Raw genomic sequence first — 19,433 nt, 5'->3', positions numbered from 1 at the left:
TTGGACAGTGCGGGCGGCGGAAGGAGAGCGGCCATGGCTTGGAATACCGGGCTGCACTGGCAGGAGGGCCCGAATCGGAGGTTGTTCCGCGCCGAGGTCGTGGCGGGCCTGCTCGTCCTGGGCTTCTTCGTGGGGTACTGCGTCGTCGCCTGGCAGCGGGGCGAGCCAGCGTTCCCGATCCTGCTGGTGTTCACCCTCGCCCTGGCCCTGACGTTGGGGGCCGGGCTGTGGCACCGCCACCGTGACCCGCGCAGGTCGGTGCACTGGCGTTGAACCCACTGCCTTGGGCCGACCGGGGGCGCCAGCCGGCACCGATACCGAGATGACCTCCGGGCGGTTGCCGTGTGCTGTCCACTCGCGTCGGTCACCAGGGATACCTACCAGCCGCTGTGCCCGGTCGGTGGGGTCGGCGAACGCTCCGGCGAGGACCAAGTCGCCCCGCTCGCTGGGCCCGTCGAGCCAGCTCGAGGTGCTCCTGGCGGTACTGCGCCCGCCGTTGGAGACAGTCCTCGACCACCTGGTATTCCGGCACGAAGTAGGGCACGTCTCCCTCCTCGTCACGGACCTGTCCGGGCCATCGGGTAAGGATGGCAGCATAGTCGTGTCCGATCACGGAGCCGGCGTCTTCCAGATGTGAGCTCAGCGTCCGGGCTGTCCTGACCCCTACCCGCGTCCGTCAAGTGAGGAGTCGGCGGGCGGTGCCGTCATCGATGACCAGGTCGGTGATGAGTCCGCCCTCGAGCGCTGCGCGGAGGCCGGGCAGTTTGTGGTTGCCCGCGGCTACGCACAGCCGGCGGCGTAGCCGTTTCAGCGTGGACAGGTTCGGCCCGCTGGCCCGCTCGTTCAGCTCGATCCCCGTCGAGGAGCCGTCCCGGCGGAAGAACACCGTGGCGATGTCTCCGGCCACGTCCTGCTGTTTCAGCGTTCGCAGTTCGGCCTTGTTCAGGTACCCCGCACGGTAGACGTGGCTGGGCACGTCGCCCGTGGAGCTGCCGATGCTGAACAACGCGACGTCGGCGCGGCGCTGCAGATCGAGGATGCGACGCACCGAGCGCTCCCTCCACAGCGCGCGTTTGGTGTCGGCGTAGTCGAAGAACGCGGGGACCAGGAACTGCTCGATCCGCGCACCGTACGCCTTGCCGAACCGGGAGAGGATCTCGCTGGCGTAGCTGATCCCGGTCGCCTCGGTGCTGCCTGCCCCGTTGAGTTGGACGATCTGGGAGTTGTGCGTGGTCTTGGGTACCAGGCGACGGCTGATCGCCTCGACGGTGTTTCCCCAGGCCACGGCGAGCACCATGTCCGAACCGAACAGGTTGTTCAACACTCGGGCGGCGACCATGGCGGTGCGTTCCAGCCGTTCCAGTTCGCTGACGGTGTCCGGCACCGGAACAACGTGTGCGGTGATCCCGAACTGTGTGCCGATGCGTTGCTCGATGTTGGGCACGTGTTCGTCCGGCAGGTGCAGCCGGAACTCGATCAGCCCGGACTCCCGTGCAAAACTGATCAACCTGGACACCGTCGACCGGGAGACGCCCATCTCCCGCGCGATGGCCTCCATGGTCATGTCCTGCAGGTAGTGCATCCGTACGGCGCGCACGGCGTCTTCCAGCCTGTTCTCCGCCATCCTGGCCTCCCGCACCGTCGTCCCGACCGATTGTCGCACCAGATCTGCACGATCGTGCACCCCCGCGCGTCCCAGCGTCCGCTCGGCACGTTCGGGAGCAGTGATGTCTGCACGTTCGTGCAGAGAGATTGACCGATAGTTCAGAGCAGGCGCACGGTCGACGAGTAACCGAAAGCACCGGAAAGCGAGGGGTGAGCCGAGATGAAGGCGGCCACACTGTCCCCCCAGGCTCGCGCCGAAGCCCTGCGCGCGATGTCGGAGGACGAACCACTCGACGTGCTCGTGATCGGCGGTGGAGTGGTTGGGGCCGGGACCGCGCTGGACGCGGCCACCCGTGGCCTGCGGGTGGGCATCGTGGAGGCCCGGGACTGGGCCAGCGGCACCTCCAGCCGGTCCACCAAGCTCATCCACGGTGGCCTGCGCTACCTGGAGATGTTCGACTTCAAGCTGGTCCGGGAGGCCCTACTCGACCGTGCCCTGCTGCTGCAGAAGATCGCCCCGCACCTGGTCCGGCCGGTGCCGTTCCTCTACCCCCTGACCCACCACGTCTGGGAACGCCCCTATGTCGGGGCCGGGCTGACCCTCTACGACACGATGGGCCTGTCCCGCCGCAATCCTCGCGGGCTGCCGCGTCACCGCCACTACAGCCGACGCGGCGCGCTGGCGCAGTTCCCGGACCTGCGACCGGACGTGCTGGTCGGTGGCGTCCAGTTCTGGGAGGCCCAGGTCGACGACGCCCGGCACACCATGACGATCGTGCGCACCGCGGTCGGCTACGGCGCGTTGGCTGCCAACCGCACCCGAGCCGTCGAGCTCCTGCGGGACGGACGGCGGGTCACCGGGGCCAGGGTGGAAGACCTGGAAACCGGCGCGCAGTACACGATTTCGGCGCGCGTCGTCATCAACGCCACCGGCGTGTGGTCCGGCGATATCGATGCGTTGGCCGGCGGCCACGACAGTATCCATGTCCGTGCCTCCAAGGGCATCCACATCGTCGTGCCCAGGGACCGGCTGGATGCGGAGAGCGGGCTGATCACCCGAACCGAGAAGAGCGTGCTTTTCGTCGTCCCACACGACCGGTACTGGCTGATCGGCAGTACCGACACCGACTGGGATCTGAACAAGGCGCATCCGGCCGCCACCGCCACCGACATCGACTACCTCCTCGGCCAAGCCAACCGGCTCCTGCGACGTCCATTGACCCGGGACGACATCATCGGCGTCTATGCCGGCCTGCGACCGTTGCTGGCCGGGAAGTCGAGCACGACCGCGAAGCTGTCCCGCGACCACAGCGTCACGCATCCGGTGCCGGGACTGGTCACCGTGGCGGGCGGCAAATACACCACCTATCGCGTGATGGCCGCGGACGCGGTGGACGAGGCCGCCCGGGAACTCGGTGAGGTGCCGCCCTCGATCACCGACCGGGTGCCGCTGGCCGGCGCCGAGGGCTATCCCGCACTGCGCAGGCGGGTACGGGAACTGGCCGATGAGCTGGGAACGACGGAAGAGACTGTCGAGCGGCTGCTCGGGCGCTACGGGGACCTGCTGCCCGAACTGCGCGAACTGATCGCCACCGACCCGGCCCTCGCCGAGCCGCTGCCCGGCGGCCCCGGCTACCTGCGCGCCGAGATCGTGTACGCGGCAACCCATGAGGACGCCCGCCACCTCGACGACATCCTCACCCGACGCACCCACATCTCCATCGAGGAACGCGATCGTGGCCGCGCCGCGGCCACGCCCGCGGCCGAACTCGCCGGCCGGGCACTCGGTTGGACCGACGACCGGATCCGCGAGGAGGTCGCGGCCTACACCGCACGGGTGGAGGCCGAACTACGTTCCCAGGAACAGCCCGATGACACCACTGCCGACCGGGTTCGACGCAGCGCCGCGGAGCTGCTCCCGGTGCCGTGACCGCGTGCGCCAACCCACCTTCGAACACCTCGTCGGCAACGGGCCGGCGAGGTGTTCGAAGGCAGCGATGACAGTGGGTGCAGAACACGACCAAACCCGACGGTGGCGGCTTTGGTCCACGACAACAGAACGTGTTCCGAACTCTTTGTCCGGCCGCTGGGTGCCGTCGGTCGAGCGTGAACGCGTGCTGATCCGAGAAGCTGGGCTAGCTTGCCTCCGGGCGCGGAGCGCTTCGTTCGAGGCGTTGTTGCAACGTGTCGGCGAGCCGCAGCAGCTCCATGGGCAATGGGAAGATGAGCGTCGACGTCCGCTCGGCGGCGATCTCGGTCATGGTGGACAACACCCGCAGCTGCAGCGCGGCGGGGTGCCGTTCCAGGACGACCGCGGCCTGGGAGAGCGTCTCGGCCGCCTCCTGCTCGCCCTTGGCGTGGATGACCTTGGCGCGACGTTCCCGCTCGGCTTCCGCCTGCCGGGCCATGGCCCGCCGCATCGCGTCCGGCAGCTCCACGTGCTTGACCTCGACGTGGCTGACCTTGACGCCCCACGGGTTGGTGGCATCGTCGATGATCTGCTGCAGTTGCTGGTTGATTTCCTCCCGGTTCACCAGCAGCTCGTCCAGCTGCGCCCGACCGAGAATGCTGCGCAGTGTGGTTTGCGCGATCTGCGAGGTGCCCACCACGTGGTCCTCGATCGCGATGACCGAGCGCACCGGGTCGACAACGTTGAAGTAGGTGACGGCGTTGACCTTGACCGTGACGTTGTCCCGGGTGATGACGTCCTGCGGCGGAATATCCATCGTGACCGTGCGCAGGGACACCCGGACCATCCGGTCGACGATCGGGATGATGAAGAACAGCCCCGGCCCCTTGGCCGCGATCACCCGGCCCAGCCGGAAGATCACGCCACGCTCGTACTCCGGCACGACCCGGACCGACGCCCAGAACAGCATCAGGAGCACGGCCAAGCTCACGATCAGGGTGACGGTGGGGTTCATTGCTCCTCCTCCTGTCCTGGCGGGAGGGGCTCGACGAGCAGGGTGAGCCCCTGGACCGCGACGACCCGGACGTGCTGGCCAACCTGCAGCCCGCCGTGCCGGCCGCGCACGGTCCACCACGCGCCCTCGACCTGCGCCCGGCCGGTGTCCGCCGAGACGTCCTGCACCACGGTCTCCTGCCCAATCAGGCCCTCGATCCCGCTGACCGGCTTGGACAACCGCGCCCGCAGCGCCAGCCGTCCGGCGATCAACGCCCCGGCGCCGACGATGATGACCACCGGCCACAGCACCGCCGGGTCCACCGCGAACGGCCCGTCGAACAGGAAGAGCCCGGCCAGAAGCAACGCGATCACCCCGCCCACGGCAAACACCCCGACACCGGGGGTGAACAGCTCGGTGACGAACAACGCGGCGGCGAGCAGCAGCAGCGCCACCCCGGCGAGGTTGACCGGGAGCACGCTCAACGCGACCAGACCCAGCATCAGCAGCACGACGCCGACGATCCCGCCGAGCCCGATGCCCGGGTTGGCCAGTTCGTAGAGGATTGCCAGCATCGCGATCGACATGAACAGGAAGGCCAGGTTCGGATCGGCCAACAGCTGCCGCAACTTGGCGAAGGCGCCCATCTCGAACTCGACGACCGGCGCACCCTTGGTCTGCAACGTGACCTCGCCCCCACCAGCCAACGACACCGTGCGGCCATCCACTGCGGACAGCAACGCACCTCGGTCCGGCACCACCAGGTCGACCGCGTTGAGTTCCTTGGCCTCGTCGGCCGGCACCGACCGTCCCTTGCGGACGGTCTCCTCGGCGAAGTCGGCGTTCCGGCCCCGTTGCTCGGCCACCGATCGGGCGTACGACGCCGCGTCATTGAGGATCTTGTCGCTGATTTCCCCACCCTGCGGGTCCACCGGCGTGGCCGCCCCGATGGTGGTTCCCGGGGCCATCGCCGCGATGTGCGCGGAGAACGTGATCAACGCGCCGGCAGAGGCGGCACGACCCCCGGACGGGGTCACGTACACGATCACCGGGACCCGGGCGCCGAGGAAGTTCTTGATGATGTCCCGCATCGAGGTGTCCAGCCCGCCCGGGGTGTCCATCTCGACCAGCAGCGCCTGGTGCCCGCCGGACCGGGCGGCCTCCAGGGCGTCGACGGCGTGCTCGGCGGTGACCGGCGTGATCGCACCGTCCACCCGGGTCGTGAGGATGCTCTGCTGCTGGGCTGGCGCCGGTGCGGCGGTGGTGACCAGGCCGGCCAACCCCAGGGCCAGCAGGCCCAGGAGCAACAGCATCCGTCGCATCCGTCGGCACAGGGCCATGACTCCGGGCTCCTCGCTGCGGCGACGTGCCCCTCATCACTTAGCGTAAACCCGTGGGCCCGATGTTGCGGGACCAACTATCCGCCCGGTCCGGCCGCCGGACGGAGCCGTCGCGGCTGCGGCGCCGGACGTGCGGCACCGGTTCCTCATATCACTCACATAGGTGAAGATCGGGTATCTCGACTCGCGGTGGACGCGAGGGGGCGAAGAGCGCGGATCTTCGGGGTGAACGCGCTCAGTAATACGCTGTTCGGTGGGAAGCCGGCGGCGGTTGTGCCTCGTCCCACCAACCAGATCCGGCTCCTGACGACCGGCGGTGCCGTGGAGCAGGTCGGCCGCGACGGCGCAGCCGACCCGGCACGGTGCTTGGCTCAGGCCACCTTCTCGGCGCCGCGGATGGCCTTCGTCAGCGACCCCAGGGCGGTTGCCGCGCCCTGGTAGGAGAACCGCGGCTCGCTCTGCCACGGCGTCACCTGCCCCGCGCGTGCGGCGGGAAGCTGTGACCAGGTGGGCATCGACGCCATGTCCTCGGGTTTCAACGACCCCGTCCGGCTGTCGAGCAGGATCACGTCCGCCGCGTACTTGTGGGCGTTCTCCCAACTGACGGGCTCCCAGAAGCCATCAGCCTCCGCCTTCTCCGGTCCGACGAACTCCACGCCGAGATCCCGAAAGTAGCTCAGGTCCGCATAGACCTTGGGATCGGAGACATAGAACATGTCGGTCCGGGCGGAGGCAGCCATCACCTTGATCCCGGCCCTCTCCTTGACCGCGGTGCGCAGCGCCTCGCCGGCACTGTCGAACCGAGCCTTGGCCGCGGTGACCTTCTCCGACTTCAGGTCGGCCCCGAGGGCCTCGGCCAGCTCGGCGTAGCGGCGGACGGGTTCGGGCAGAAAGACCCGCGTCGCGGTGATGGCGAGACTGGGCGCGAACTCGAGAACCTTGTCCTTGCTGGCATCCGGTACATACCAGAGAACTCCGGGCTGGAACATGTTCGTCACCAGCAGATCGGGCTGGAGCGCCGCGTATTTCTCCAGATTGAACTCGCCGTAGGTGTTCCCGAGAACCGTCACCCGGTTGACGTCCAGATCACCGGCCTGCGGGTCCGGGCCGCCGTCCTTACCTCTGGTCGGCCCGAACACACCGACGATCTGGTCGGTGACCCCGAAGTCGTGCAACGCGGCGGCCGCACCGATGTAGGCGACCACGCGCGTCGGCCGGCCATCCGCGGTCACCCTCGTGTTCCGGTCGTCGGTGAACGACCAGCCGTCCCCACGCTCTCGCCCCGGACCGCCACGACCGGTACAGCCCGCGACGAGGGCACCAAGCCCCAAGGCACCGGCCGCGGCGAGCAGGCTGCGGCGGGAGAACGGAGCGAAGTGGATCTGTGGCATCGGCGTCCTACCCCCATCTCTAACGACGACAACGCACCTCAGCAAGGAGATCCACTTGAGGTTAGTCTCGCCTAACCACTGTCGTCACGGTGGGGTCCGTCGCGGTACGGCGGTTGCGCGCCGGCTCAGGCGGAGGCGGCGTTGGACAGCTGCTGGCTCAGCTGCTCGGCGGTGCGGCGCATCAGGGGGACGATGCGGTCGACCGTTGCCTTGGTGAGCCGGCCCTCGGGGCCGGAGACCGAGATGGCCGCCCGGGCCGGCCCGCCGGTCAGCGGCACGGCGACGCACCGCACGCCGATCTCCTGCTCGCCCTCGTCCGTCGCGTACCCCTGGCGCGCGACCTGGGCGAGCTGGCGAAGCAGCTTGTCCCGGTCGGTGATGGTGTGCGGGGTGTAGGCGGGCATCCCGGTGCGGTCCAGGATCGCCGCCACCTCCTCGCGGGGCAGACGGGACAACACCGCCTTGCCCACCCCGGTGCCGTGCGGCAGCACGCGCCGACCGACCTCGGTGAACATCCGCATCGAGTGCCGCGACGGGGCCTGGGCGACGTAGACGATCTCGTCACCGTCCAGGATGGCCAGGTTCGCGGTCTCGCCGACCTGCTGGACCAGCTCGGCGAGCAGCGGGCGGGCCCAGGAGCCGAACTGGCGGCTGGCCATCTCGCCGAGCCGGATCAGCCGCGGGCCCAGCGCGTAGCGGCGGGAGGAGTCCTGCCGGACGTAGCCCAACGCGACCAGGGTGCGCACCAGCCGGTGGATGGTGGGCAACGGCAGCCCCGAGGAGGCGGCCAACTCGGAGAGGCCGGCCTCGCCGCCGGCGTCCGCCAGCTGCTCGAGCAGCGCGAAGGCACGCTCCAGCGACTGCACGCCGCCGCCCGAGCCGCGCTCCGTCTTCTGCGGCGCCACGGCCGTCTCCTCTCGCCAGGGCGAACCTTCGCGCGGATTCTAGGGAGTGCGCGCCGACGTGGCGTGCGCTACACCTACCCCACGCGAGGCTCGCCAGCCATTGACTTCCACGATACAAAATCTAAGCTCCGGATAATAGAAGGATGACGCTCGTACTGCTGAGGAGCGGACCGTGAGCGACCACAACGGCGTGACCGTCGTCGGACCATCCGTCGAGCGCGGGGAGGAGGTGCTCACCGCACAGGCGTTGGCCTTCGTCGCCGACCTGCAGCGACGGTTCGGCCCCCGCCGCGTCGAGGTGCTCGCGGCCCGGGCCGGGCGCCGCGACGAGATCGCCCGCAGCGGACGGCTGGACTTCCTCCCGCAGACCGCCGACGTCCGGGCCGGTGACTGGCGGGTCGCCGAGGCACCGGCCGACCTGCGGGACCGCCGGGTGGAGATCACCGGGCCCACCGAGCGCAAGATGACCATCAACGCGCTGAACTCCGGCGCCCGGGTCTGGCTCGCCGACCACGAGGACGCCAACGCACCGACCTGGTACAACATGGTCGCCGGTCAGGTGAACCTGATCGACGCCATCGAGCGCCGCATCGACTACACCGGCCCGGAGGGCAAGCACTACCGGCTCACCGTCGAGCGCACCCCGGCCATCGTGTTCCGCCCCCGGGGCTGGCACCTGGTGGAACGACACGTGCTGGTCGACGGCGAGCAGGTCAGCGCGTCACTGTTCGACTTCGGGCTCTACTTCTTCCACAACGCGCGCCGACTGCTCGACAAGGGCAGCGGCCCGTACTTCTACCTGCCCAAGATGGAGGGGCACGCCGAAGCGCGGTTGTGGAACGACGTGTTCACCCACGCCGAGCAGGCGCTGGGAATCCCGCACGGCACGATCCGTGCCACCGTGCTCATCGAGACCATCACCGCGGCCTTCGAGATGGAGGAGATCCTCTACGAGCTGCGCGAGCACGCCTCGGGGCTGAACGCGGGTCGCTGGGACTATCTCTTCAGCGTCATCAAGAACTTCCGGGATGCCGGGCGCGACTTCGTGTTGCCCGACCGCAACTCGGTCACGATGACCGCCCCCTTCATGCGCGCCTACACCGAGCTGCTGGTGCAGACCTGCCACAAGCGTGGTGCGTTCGCCATCGGCGGTATGGCGGCCTTCATCCCGAGCCGCCGCGACCCCGAGGTCAACGCCCGCGCGCTGGCCAAGGTGGGCGAGGACAAACGGCGCGAGGCCGGGGACGGCTTCGACGGTTCCTGGGTGGCCCACCCCGACCTGGTGCCGGTCTGCGCCGAGGTGTTCGACGACGTGCTGGGGGAGCGGCCCAACCAGGTGGACCGCCAGCGCCCGGAGGTGTCCGTCACCGCGGCCGACCTGCTTGACGTGGCCGCGACCCCGGGTGAGATCACCGAGCAGGGCCTGCGCAGCGACGTCAACGTCGGCCTGCGCTACATCGAGTCCTGGCTGCGCGGCGTGGGTGCGGCCGGCATCCAGAACCTGATGGAGGACGTGGCCACCGCCGAGATCGCCCGGTCCCAGGTGTGGCAGTGGATCCGTAACGGCGTCCGGCTCAGCAACGGCGAACCGGTCACCGTCGAGCTGGTGCGCCGGATCCTCGACGAGGAGCTGGCCGGGATTTCCGACGAGCTGGGTTCGGCCGCCTTCGAGACCGGACGGTTCAAGGACGCCCGTGAGGTGTTCGAGGAGGTCGCGCTCGCCGAGGACTTCGTGGACTTTCTGACCCTGCCAGCCTACGAGCGGATCGACTGATGACGGTACGGATGTCGCTGGACCAGGAGACAGTGCGCGCCACGCTGGCCCAACTGTCCGAAGTGGACGACGCGCGGTCGCGGCGTTACCCCGGTGACCCGGGCGGCCGGCAGCCGGTGCACACCTGCTACGTGCCCGCGGACCAGGTCACCGCCGACCTGCCGTGCCAGTGGGGTAACACGGCGCTGGCCGCGATGGAGGACCACGCAGCATCCCCCGCGGATCTGGCGAACGCACTGGACCTGCCCGTGGAGCTGGCCGAGGTGGTGCACCCGCGGGTACGCAGCAAGCTCGCCCGCGAGCCCGTCGAGGACTTCCGCGTGGACTTCGAGGACGGCTACGGTGCACCGGGGGACGAGCGGGAGGACGCCGACGCGGTCCGCACGGCCGAGCACCTCGTGACCTGGACCGGCTCGAGCCTGTGCCCGCCCTGGTTCGGCGTTCGGGTCAAGTCCTTTGACACGCCGGTGCTACGCGAACGCAGTGTGCGCACGCTCGACGTCCTACTCACTGCCTTGCTGGAGCGCACGGAGGGACGCCTGCCCGAAGGGTTCGTCCTCACGTTCCCGAAGGTGACCGCGACCGCGCAGGTCACGACGTTGGTGAACGTGCTCCAGCTGACCGAGCAGGCTCTGGGGTTGCCGGAAGGCGCACTGCGCTTCGAGATCCAGGTGGAGACGATACAGTCCATCATGGACCATTCCGGTCGCCTTGCCCTACCGTCCTGGATCGAGGCAGGCCAGGGCCGAGTGAGTGGACTGCACTTCGGTACCTACGACTACACCGCTGCATGCGGGCTTTCTGCGGCCCAGCAACACATGGCGCACAGCGCCTGTGACTTCGCCCGGCACGTCATGCAGCTCTCCGCCGCCGGTACGGGGGTACGACTGTCCGACGGCTCGACGAACGTGCTGCCCGTGGGCGAGGCTACCCGGGTACGCCTGGGTTGGCGTACGCACGCGACCCTGGTCCGACGCAGTCTGGTACACGGCTTCTACCAGGGCTGGGACCTGCATCCCGCGCAGCTGGTGAGCCGGTACGCCACCGTCTTCGCCTTCTTCCGCTCCGCCGCCGAGGCAGATGGCACCCGGCTGCGCCGTTACGTGGAGCGCGCCGGGGGAGCGGTGCTCGACGAGCCGGCTACCGCCCAGGCGTTGGCGATGTCGATGCAGCGCGCCGTGGACTGTGGGGCCATGGAACCCGATGAGGTGGAACACCTCACCGGGTTGTCCGCCGCGGGCCTACGCGCTCTCGTCCACCGCGAACCGCTTCCCACCTCCTGACGCTGGCCCGAACCACTGGGTTGGGGTCGAACTGCCTTTGACTCCAACCCAGTTGTGGCTCGCCGCTACACAGTGGTGGTCGGATGATGGAGCTACCGAACCGACCGAACCTCCGTAGCGTCGGGTGAGGGGACGTCGGGATCAGCCACCGAGCTTGCGAACCGCTTCGGTGTGTGCTCGCCCAGCCTCCACCAGCTGACGCCGTTCATCCGCGTTGAGGGTGTCGGCGTAACGACGAAGCAGCGCAGAAACTGACGCCGGTACATCGGTCTCGAGCACGCACTCGCCGTCGGCAACCGCGATCTCGACTTCCCACTGCTCCGGTGCGGTATGTCGTGGAGCGTCGTCAACCCGTGCTCCCACGGTCTGTCGTGCATCTGAAGGCGTCGCGAGCTCGTAGCCACGTGCCTTCATACATTGACTCCATCGACCGACCACCTCGTGGTATACGGGATCAGCCTCGATGCGATCGAGGAGGTTGTTCCGGACCTCCTGCGGGAGGTAGTAGACGAGCGCGGCCTTGGCGGGGCTGCCGTACAACCGTTCGGCAGCGGCTGCCGTGCACCCGTCGGTCGGAAACGAGTACCGCTGGCCAGTGACCAGATCGATCGATGCGTAGTCTTCCTCCCGGCCGAACAATACTTGGTCGTAGCGCGCCCGCTCGCCATCGGGCAGCGCCTCCACGTAGTCGTCCACGGCGGTGCGGGGTGGTGTGGCACCTTGTTTGTGGAAACCGTAACCGTCACGCCGACGCTCAGCCATGTTCGGCCGCCACCAGTAATCGGGAGCGGAATCCGGGCTCGCCACCGGGTAGTCGAATCCTTCCTTCCTCATGCAGCGCTTGGTCTCATCGAGATCGACCGCTGCGAGCCGCTCCCGTTCTGCGGCGTAGGGTTCCTCCATGGTGAGCAGTTTCAGATCGGCTTCGCCGAGCGTGACGTGCGGATCCTCGACGGGTGTGCTTGCTGGTTGCGCGCCCGTGCAACCAGCAAGCACGATGAGGAGTGCCGCCCGCGTAGCCGCCGCGAGGAGTTTGAGACTCGACATTTCGGTCCCTACGGTCGGGCGATGACGGGCGGCCGTCCGGTACTCAGCGGAACCACTTGTTGGAGCTCGTCCGGTCGTTCATCCACCCGAGGCTGGACCGGCTCTGCCCCTTGTAGATGTTGATACCACGTCCCCTGTAGTTGGGGTGCTGATAGAAGCGCACATGGTGGGTACGACCGTTGTTGTATGCGGATGAGGCACAGTTGTCCCAAGTGCCGCTGCGGCAGTACCTTTCCGGGAAAGCCTGCCAGTTGCGGTTGTTGCCGGCCACTTTTCCGCGATGTCCGCGGAAACCGTGCTTGGTCCAGAAGCACACCCATCCTCTGGGACAGGAGGGTCTGGGTTGGGCCGTCACTTCCGTCTCCTGTGCGCCCGGTGCGGCAGCGGGGCGCTCAGCGGCCGCTGCGGTGACCCCGCCTGCGGCCATGACGAGTGCCATCGCGGCCACCGCCGTGCCACGGGCCGCCCTACCAGCCAGTGCCGAACCGACGCCACGGATACCCATGAGATACAGCTCCTCTCGTGACTTTCCAACGTGAACCCGACCGGTTGGACCCGTCATGACACCGGAACATGCGGGCGGTACTCACGACTCCGGTCGTAGCAAGACGGGTTCGTGCGTGCAGTTACCAACCGGTGGCTTGCTCGGGTGACAGCTCTCCTGCGTACGCATCGGAATCCATCCACCACCCGGTTCCGGCTGTATGCGACAGTGCCTTCACCACTGTGGCCGCTCCATGTGCAGAACGTGTTGTGAGACGGTTGATCTGCTGGTCACCACGGACGAATACGGCGGCTGCGGGAAGCTGCCGGACTGGGGGAGCGTGCCGTAAATGGCGACGAGTATTGGCGTTCTGGGTGAGGTGGAGTGCTGGACCGACGATCGACCTGTCGATCTCGGACATGCCCGGCAGCGGTGCGTACTCGCCGCCCTGGCGGTCGATGTCAACCGACCGGTGTCGTGGCAGCAGCTCGCCGACCGGGTGTGGGGTGAGTCGCTGCCACGCCGGGCCCCGCGTGTGCTCTCCAGCTATGTGTGCCGGCTCCGGCACGCCCTGGGCAGGACGGGCGCGATCGGTATTGAGCGGCGACGGGCCGGCTACGTGCTGAGTGCCGATGCCGAGGAGCTGGACCTGCACCTGTTTCGCCGGTTGGTGGTGCAGGCTCGTACAGCTGACTCGGACGACCGGGCGTTGACCCTGTACGACAGGGCACTGAGCCTGTGGCGGGGCGAGGCGTTCGCCGGGCTGGACAGCTCCTGGCTCAGTTCGGTGCGGGAACGCCTGGGGCAGGAGCGGCTGGTGGCCGAGCTGGACCGCAACGAACTCGGGTTGCGGTTGGGCCGGCACCGGGAGCTGCTCGCCCGGCTGTCCGCGCAGGCCGCCGCACATCCGTTGGACGAGCGATCCGCCGGACAACTCATGCTCGCCCTGTTCCGCTGCGGTCGCCAAGCCGATGCGCTGGAGCACTACCAACGGGTCAGGCGGCGCCTGGCCGACGAGCTGGGGGTCGACCCGGAACCCACCCTGCAGGAGTTGTACCAGCGGATGCTCCTCGGCGACCGGACCCTCGCCGGTCCCATGATCACCGGGTCCTCCCCTCCGTCGCCGGTTCCCCGTCAGCTCCCGGCCGAACCCGCGGTCCTTGTCGGTCGGGGTCCGCAACTGGACCGGCTCACCGCGGCGCGCAACAGCTCTACCCGTTCGTGCCGGGTGGTGATTTCCGTGATTGCCGGTAGGGGTGGTGTGGGAAAGACCCACCTGGCCCTGCACTGGGCGTGCCAGAATATCGACCGGTTTCCAGACGGACAGCTGTACCTCGACCTCCGTGGCTCCTCGCGAAGACCGGTCCCACCGGAGACAAGCGTGCGGACCCTGTTGTACGGACTCGGGGTGTCACCGGACACGATCCCACCGGACATGGATGCGCAGGTCGGTCTGTACCGCAGCCTGATAGCCGGTAGGCGAATGCTCGTCCTGTTGGATGACGCCCACGACACCGCCCAAGTGGAGCCGCTGCTGCCCGGTGCCGCCGACTGCGCGGTGTTGGTCACCAGCCGAAGCCAGCTCACCAGCCTACGTGTGCATGGGGCCCATGCCGTCGATCTGGAGGCGTTGCCCCCTGACGATGCGTGGGAGCTGCTGGTACGGCGGCTTGGTGCGCAGCGGGTGGCCGCCGAGCCCGGTGCCGCAGCCGATTTGCTTCGAGGGTGTGCCGGCATTCCCCTTGCTGTTGGTGTTGTCGCCGCACGCGCAGCGACATACCCGGATCTCCCGCTTTCGGTCTTGGCCGACGAAATGTCGCCGACATCCGCCTAGCCCTCGGACCTCGGCCGGGTCCGGCCCGGCCACCCAGCTGACCCGGGAGGCGGGGACCGCAGCCCAGGAGCTGCCTCCACCGGATGCCCGGCCCGATGCGGGAGACTGGGGCATGGGCTACGAGTGGGTGTCGTTCACGACGGACTACGGTCTGGACGACGGGTTTGTTGCCGCATGCCATGGTGTCCTGGCCCGGCTGGCGCCGCGAGCACGCGTGATCGACGTGACGCACCTGGTACCACCGCAGGACGTACGGCGGGGCGCGGCGGTGCTGGCCCAGACAGTGCCCGCACTGCCGCCGGCCGTGCACCTCGCCGTCGTGGATCCCGGCGTCGGGACCAGCCGGCGGGGGATCGTGGTGGCAACGCCCGGCGGGGTGCTGGTCGGGCCGGACAACGGTCTTCTCCTCCCGGCCGCCGAGGCGCTGGGTGGAGTCACCGCCGCCCACGAGCTGGCCGACCCGACCTACTGGGCGCCCACCGTGTCCTCGACCTTCCATGGTCGGGACATGTTCGCCCCGGTCACCGCCCACCTGGTCCTGGGCGTGCCGCCCATGCGCTTCGGACCGGTCCTCGACGCGGACGACCTGGTTCGACTGCCCGAGCCGGTGGCGCGTGCGCGGCCGGGTCGGCTCACGGCGGAGGTGCTCTCCACGGACCACTTCGGCAACGTCCAGCTCGCTGCGTCACGAGCCCATCTGGCCGAGGCTGGGCTGCGCCCGGGAAGCCCGGTGCAGGTCAGCGTCGGCACCACCACGGTCCCGGCGACCGTCGGTACCACGTTCGGCGATGTCCCCATCGGCGAACTGGTGGTGTTCGTCGACTCGGCCGACCTCGTCGCGATCGCCCGCAACGGCGGCTCGGCTGCGGACTGGCTCGAGACCCACCGGGACCACGACATCATGATCGAGGCGACGCGGTAAGCACCGCGACAACGGTGCAATTTGGGCGGACAGGAGTGGGCGGCCGGGCCCCTGCTCCCGGCGGCCCGGACAGGGGGATCAGGCGCTGGGCACCAGGTCGGCCAGCAGGGCACGGACCCGGCGGTCGATCTCGTCGCGGATCGGCCGGATCTCGGCCGCGGGCTTCCCTGCCGGGTCGTCGAGCTGCCAGTCCAGGTACCGCTTCCCGGGAAGGACCGGGCACGCGTCGCCACAACCCATCGTGATGACGACGTCGGCGGCCTGAACCGCATCGGTGGTGAGCGGCTTGGGGAACTCCCGGGACAGGTCGATCCCCAGCTCCGCCATCACCTCGACCACGGCCGGATTGATCGTCTCGGCCGGTGCCGAGCCGGCCGAGCGCACGGTGACCCGCCCCCGTGCGTGATGGTGCAGCAGCGCGGCGGCCATCTGGGAGCGGCCGGCGTTGTGGACGCAGACGAACAGGACTTCCGGGGTGTGCGACATGGTGCTTCCCAGATTCGTGGCGGTGGCTTCCAGACGCTCGCGTGCGAGCCGGGCGGCCAGTACGGGGAGGTGGCTGTGCACGGTTGCCGCGGCGGCGAGCTCGTTGTGGGCCTCGAGCACACACCCGCGCACGGCGTCGGGGGAGAAGGTGCCGTCGAAGCGACGGGTCAGGTCGGTGACGGCACGCTCGAGGCGGGGGTCGACGTCGGTGTCGCGACCCTCCTCCGGGTCGCGGCAGGAACGGTCAGGATCGTGGGACACGGGTCTCCTCCACGGGCTCGGCGGCGGGAGCGGGGAAGAACCTGCGGGCGGCCAGGGCCGCGTAGACGAGCGCTACGAGGACCGGCACCTCGATGAGTGGTCCCACCACTCCGGCCAGGGCCTGGCCGGAGGCGACGCCGAACGTCGCGACGGCGACGGCGATGGCCAGCTCGAAGTTGTTGCCGGCGGCGGTGAACGCCAACGTGGTCGTGCGCGCGTAGCCCATCCCGAGCGCCTTGCCGAGGGCGAACGAGCCGGCCCACATCAGCCCGAAGTAGGCGAGCAGCGGCAACGCGATCCGGGCGACGTCCCAGGGCTGGGCGACGATCTGCTCACCTTGCAGTGCGAACAGGACGACGATGGTGAACAGCAACCCGTACAACGCGGCCGGGCCGATGCGCGGGAGAAACCGCCGCTCGTACCAGTCGCGGCCGCGCGTCCGCTCCCCGAGCCGGCGGGTGAGGTAGCCGGCCACCAGCGGGATACCGAGGAACACCAGCACCGCCCGGGCGATCTCCCACGCGGAGACGTCGAGCTCGGCCTGCGGCAGGCCCAGCCAGCCGGGTAGCGCGTGCAGGTAGAGCCATCCCAGCCCGGCGAACGCCACCACCTGGAACACCGAGTTCAACGCCACCAGGACGGCGGTGGCCTCCCGGTCGCCACGGGCCAGGTCGTTCCAGATGATGACCATCGCGATGCAGCGGGCCAGCCCGACGATGACCAGCCCGGTCCGGTACTCCGGGAGATCGGGCAGGAACATCCAGGCCAACGCGAACATCAGGGCCGGCCCGACCAGCCAGTTCAGCACCAGCGAGGCGACCATCATGCGGCGGTCGCGGGTCACGGTGTCCAGCCGGTCGTAGCGGACCTTGGCCAGCACCGGGTACATCATCACCAGCAGCCCCACCGCGATGGGCAGCGAGACCCCACCCACCTCCACGGCGCCGAGCAGGCTGCCCAGCGACGGGATCCACCGCCCGGCGGCCAGCCCGACGAGCATCGCCGCACCGATCCACACCGGCAGGAACCGGTCCAGCGTGGACAGCTTCGCAACCACGCCGCGCTCGGCGGCGTGCTGTTCGGTGGCCGTCATGCGGTGACCGCCTCCGGCGTCAGCACCGCGGCCAGCCGGCCCAGCGTCGCCGGCACCGCGCGGTAGTACACCCAGGTCCCACGCCGCTCGGCGGTGACCAGGCCGGCCTCCCGGAGCACCTTCAGGTGGTGGGAGATCGTCGGCTGGCTGAGGTCGAACGGCTCGACCAACTCGCACACGCACGCCTCACCGCCGCTGCGCGCGGCGACCAGCGAGAGCAGACGCAGCCGCACCGGGTCCGACAACGCCTTGAAGACCCGCGCCAGCTCCGCCGCGTCCGCCTCGCCCACCGGCTCGCGGACCAGCGGTGAGCAGCATCCCCCGGGTGCACCAGGCTGTATCGACATGGGCCTATGTTGACAGCTGTCGATTCAGGGCGCAAGCTGTGTCACGCAATATCGATAACCTTCGATAAAGGAGGCGTTCGTGATGTCCCGAGTGCAGCTCGCGCTACGCGTGGGTGACCTGGAGGGGTCCGTGGACTTCTACCGCCGGCTGTTCGGCGTCGAACCGGCCAAGCGCCGGCCCGGCTACGCCAACTTCGCCGTCGCCGAGCCGCCGCTCAAGCTGGTGCTGCTGGAGGGCGAGCGCGGGCAGGAGACCGCTCTGGACCACCTCGGTGTCGAGGTGGAGAGCACCGAGGAGGTCACCGCGGCCACCCGCCGTCTGGCCGCGGAGGGCATGGACACCGCGGTGGAGGAGAACACCACCTGCTGCTACGCCGTACAGGACAAGGTGTGGGTGCACGGCCCCGGTAAGGAGCCGTGGGAGGTGTACGTGGTGAAGGCCGACGCGCCCACCGCGGACAAGGTCAGCCCGGCGGGTCAGCCCCGGGCGGCGGCAGGCTGCTGCAGCTGACCTGGCGCCCGTTCGTGGAGCCCAGGATGCTGGCCATGGCGAGGACAGCGAGGTAGGACCGAGCTCGATTGTCGTAGTGGCGATGCCTCGCCACCGTGTGAGTTGGCTGGCCGCCGCGCTCGGGGATGGTGCGCGATATGCCGCGCTGGCGCAGGTGCGCGCGGAAGGCCCGAGAGCTGTAGCCCTTGTCAGCGATCACATGGTCCGGTCGGGTGCGAGCGTTCCGCACCCGACCGCGGCACCCTGATGCCGACAAGACCGCCTGAAATGGGTGCAGTCGTGTACATTGCCGCTGGTGTGCCAGGATCGACAGCGGTCGGCCATGGCCCTCACTGACCAGATGGATCTTGCTGGTGGGACCGCACGATGCTGGAATCCGCACCAAGATCCTTCGAAGATGGGCGCTAGCCGGGAGGCACCGGTGCCCAGGCCACGCCGTTGATGTGGCTGCCGCCGTCGACGAAGAGCGTGTTGCCGGTGACGTAACGCGCATCGTCGCTGGCCAGGAACAGCGCCACGCCACCGATGTCCAGTTCGGGATCGCCCATGCGCCCCATGGGGTTCTGCTTCAACAACTCCGCGGCATTCTCGGGGCTCGACCTGGCGAACGCCTCGTACGCGGGAGTCGCCGCGGCCGGGCAGATGACGTTGGCGAGAATGTTGTGCCCTGCCCACTCGCGGGCCGCGGTCCGGGTAAGGGTGCGCAGCGCCTCCTTGGCGGTGTTGTACTCGGCCGTGAACATGTGGGCGTTCACGCCGTTCAGCGAGCAGATGTTGATGATTCGGCCACCACCCTGCTCGCACATCAGCGGGAACACCTTCCGCATCGACCAGAAGGCGCTCATGCAGCCGACACGCCAGCCCCGTTCCATGTCCGCGTCGCTCTTCTTCTCGAGTCCGGAGAACGAACCACCGCCCCACGCGTTGTTGACGAGGATGTCCACGCTACCGAACCGCTGCCTGGTGACGTCGACCATGTTCTCGACCGCCGCTCTGTCGGACACGTCAGTGCGGAGGAAGAGAACGTCCACTCCGAAGCCATCCGCCAACTCGGCGGCGGTGCGCTGGCCGGTCTCTTCGTCGATCTCGGCGACCATGACGTTCGCGCGCTCCGCCGCGAACCGTCGAGCGATCCCTCGTCCGATCCCTTGACCCGCCCCTGTCACGATGGCGACCTTGCCTGCCAACCGGTCCATACAGCCTCCACCGCGAAACCGTTCGGAACGGGAACATTCTGCCCTTTGCCC

General features: G+C 68.9%; 19 protein-coding genes and 1 pseudogene. 7 read left to right on the top strand and 13 right to left on the bottom strand.

Translation table 11 applies throughout. From position 1 onward, the window contains the following. The first annotated feature begins 33 nt into the window (after nucleotides 1–33). Nucleotides 34–273, top strand: coding sequence for a hypothetical protein (locus IEY55_RS10200; protein WP_189056399.1), 240 nt, complete (start codon nucleotides 34–36; stop codon nucleotides 271–273). A 403-nt stretch (nucleotides 274–676) separates the two neighbouring features. Here IEY55_RS10200 and IEY55_RS10195 read toward each other — a convergent pair whose 3' ends face one another. Continuing rightward, a complete protein-coding gene (locus IEY55_RS10195; protein ID WP_189056397.1) occupies nucleotides 677–1,624 on the bottom strand; it encodes a sugar-binding transcriptional regulator in 948 nt (315 codons plus the stop codon). Nucleotides 1,625–1,825: 201 nt separating this feature from the next. Here IEY55_RS10195 and IEY55_RS10190 point away from each other — a divergent pair, with 201 nt between their 5' ends. Further along, the gene (locus IEY55_RS10190; protein WP_189056395.1) at nucleotides 1,826–3,535 is read left to right on the top strand and encodes a glycerol-3-phosphate dehydrogenase/oxidase; all 1,710 of its coding nucleotides are present in this window, start codon (nucleotides 1,826–1,828) and stop codon (nucleotides 3,533–3,535) included. Nucleotides 3,536–3,740: 205 nt separating this feature from the next. On the opposite strand, the gene IEY55_RS10185 is transcribed toward IEY55_RS10190, so the two are convergent. The 4 genes from IEY55_RS10185 to IEY55_RS10170 all read right to left on the bottom strand — a co-directional run bounded on the left by IEY55_RS10185 (nucleotide 3,741) and on the right by IEY55_RS10170 (nucleotide 8,144). Continuing rightward, the gene (locus IEY55_RS10185; RefSeq protein WP_189056393.1) at nucleotides 3,741–4,529 is read right to left on the bottom strand and encodes a slipin family protein; all 789 of its coding nucleotides are present in this window, start codon (nucleotides 4,527–4,529) and stop codon (nucleotides 3,741–3,743) included. Continuing rightward, nucleotides 4,526–5,848, bottom strand: coding sequence for an NfeD family protein (locus IEY55_RS10180; RefSeq protein WP_229686234.1), 1,323 nt, complete (start codon nucleotides 5,846–5,848; stop codon nucleotides 4,526–4,528). Before IEY55_RS10180 ends, IEY55_RS10185 begins: the two co-directional genes overlap by 4 nt. 371 nt (nucleotides 5,849–6,219) lie before the next feature. Then, complete coding sequence (locus IEY55_RS10175) at nucleotides 6,220–7,239, bottom strand: ABC transporter substrate-binding protein (RefSeq protein WP_189056391.1); 1,020 nt, start codon at nucleotides 7,237–7,239, stop codon at nucleotides 6,220–6,222. Nucleotides 7,240–7,364: 125 nt separating this feature from the next. Next, the gene (locus IEY55_RS10170) at nucleotides 7,365–8,144 is read right to left on the bottom strand and encodes an IclR family transcriptional regulator (protein WP_189056390.1); all 780 of its coding nucleotides are present in this window, start codon (nucleotides 8,142–8,144) and stop codon (nucleotides 7,365–7,367) included. 172 nt (nucleotides 8,145–8,316) lie between these two features. Here IEY55_RS10170 and aceB point away from each other — a divergent pair, with 172 nt between their 5' ends. Beyond that, entirely contained in the window at nucleotides 8,317–9,918 is a 1,602-nt protein-coding gene (gene aceB / locus IEY55_RS10165) for a malate synthase A (protein ID WP_189056388.1), read from the top strand. Continuing rightward, nucleotides 9,918–11,201 (top strand): DUF6986 family protein, encoded by a 1,284-nt coding sequence (locus IEY55_RS10160; protein WP_189056386.1) that lies wholly within the window; start codon nucleotides 9,918–9,920, stop codon nucleotides 11,199–11,201. Before aceB ends, IEY55_RS10160 begins: the two co-directional genes overlap by 1 nt. Before the next feature lie 141 nt (nucleotides 11,202–11,342). On the opposite strand, the gene IEY55_RS10155 is transcribed toward IEY55_RS10160, so the two are convergent. Continuing rightward, nucleotides 11,343–12,248, bottom strand: a complete 906-nt coding sequence (locus IEY55_RS10155) for a hypothetical protein (protein WP_189056384.1) — start codon at nucleotides 12,246–12,248, stop codon at nucleotides 11,343–11,345. Between the two features lie 43 nt (nucleotides 12,249–12,291). Beyond that, on the bottom strand, nucleotides 12,292–12,687 hold the full coding sequence (locus IEY55_RS10150; protein ID WP_189056382.1) for a peptidase inhibitor family I36 protein: 396 nt from the start codon (nucleotides 12,685–12,687) through the stop codon (nucleotides 12,292–12,294). A gap of 394 nt (nucleotides 12,688–13,081) precedes the next feature. Here IEY55_RS10150 and IEY55_RS10145 point away from each other — a divergent pair, with 394 nt between their 5' ends. Continuing rightward, complete coding sequence (locus IEY55_RS10145; RefSeq protein WP_189056381.1) at nucleotides 13,082–14,566, top strand: AfsR/SARP family transcriptional regulator; 1,485 nt, start codon at nucleotides 13,082–13,084, stop codon at nucleotides 14,564–14,566. Between the two features lie 112 nt (nucleotides 14,567–14,678). Beyond that, nucleotides 14,679–15,488, top strand: coding sequence for an SAM hydrolase/SAM-dependent halogenase family protein (locus tag IEY55_RS10140; RefSeq protein WP_189056380.1), 810 nt, complete (start codon nucleotides 14,679–14,681; stop codon nucleotides 15,486–15,488). A gap of 78 nt (nucleotides 15,489–15,566) precedes the next feature. Here IEY55_RS10140 and IEY55_RS32770 read toward each other — a convergent pair whose 3' ends face one another. The 4 genes and pseudogenes from IEY55_RS32770 to IEY55_RS10125 all read right to left on the bottom strand — a co-directional run bounded on the left by IEY55_RS32770 (nucleotide 15,567) and on the right by IEY55_RS10125 (nucleotide 17,675). Further along, the gene (locus IEY55_RS32770; RefSeq protein WP_308424741.1) at nucleotides 15,567–15,974 is read right to left on the bottom strand and encodes an arsenate reductase ArsC; all 408 of its coding nucleotides are present in this window, start codon (nucleotides 15,972–15,974) and stop codon (nucleotides 15,567–15,569) included. Nucleotides 15,975–16,004: 30 nt separating this feature from the next. Continuing rightward, nucleotides 16,005–16,235, bottom strand: a pseudogene (locus IEY55_RS32985) (three-helix bundle dimerization domain-containing protein); the annotation flags it as partial. Then, nucleotides 16,219–17,328 (bottom strand): ACR3 family arsenite efflux transporter, encoded by a 1,110-nt coding sequence (gene arsB, locus IEY55_RS10130; protein WP_189056378.1) that lies wholly within the window; start codon nucleotides 17,326–17,328, stop codon nucleotides 16,219–16,221. The gene arsB and the pseudogene IEY55_RS32985, both read right to left, overlap by 17 nt. Beyond that, nucleotides 17,325–17,675 (bottom strand): ArsR/SmtB family transcription factor, encoded by a 351-nt coding sequence (locus IEY55_RS10125; protein WP_189056377.1) that lies wholly within the window; start codon nucleotides 17,673–17,675, stop codon nucleotides 17,325–17,327. The genes arsB and IEY55_RS10125 overlap by 4 nt, the downstream gene beginning before the upstream one ends. A gap of 82 nt (nucleotides 17,676–17,757) precedes the next feature. Between IEY55_RS10125 and IEY55_RS10120 the strand changes: the two genes are divergently transcribed. Continuing rightward, nucleotides 17,758–18,186 (top strand): ArsI/CadI family heavy metal resistance metalloenzyme, encoded by a 429-nt coding sequence (locus IEY55_RS10120; RefSeq protein ID WP_189056376.1) that lies wholly within the window; start codon nucleotides 17,758–17,760, stop codon nucleotides 18,184–18,186. Here IEY55_RS10120 and IEY55_RS32980 read toward each other — a convergent pair. Together IEY55_RS32980 and IEY55_RS10110 are read right to left on the bottom strand one after the other, a co-directional pair. Further along, a complete protein-coding gene (locus IEY55_RS32980) occupies nucleotides 18,140–18,679 on the bottom strand; it encodes a transposase (protein WP_373289989.1) in 540 nt (179 codons plus the stop codon). The genes IEY55_RS10120 and IEY55_RS32980 overlap by 47 nt on opposite strands. Further along, nucleotides 18,591–19,382, bottom strand: coding sequence for an SDR family NAD(P)-dependent oxidoreductase (locus tag IEY55_RS10110; protein ID WP_189056374.1), 792 nt, complete (start codon nucleotides 19,380–19,382; stop codon nucleotides 18,591–18,593). Before IEY55_RS10110 ends, IEY55_RS32980 begins: the two co-directional genes overlap by 89 nt. Between the last annotated feature and the right edge of the window lie 51 nt (nucleotides 19,383–19,433).

Source organism: Longimycelium tulufanense (assembly GCF_014645795.1).
In the GTDB taxonomy this organism is placed as follows: domain Bacteria; phylum Actinomycetota; class Actinomycetes; order Mycobacteriales; family Pseudonocardiaceae; genus Longimycelium; species Longimycelium tulufanense.
This window is presented reverse-complemented; position numbering and strand designations above follow the sequence as displayed.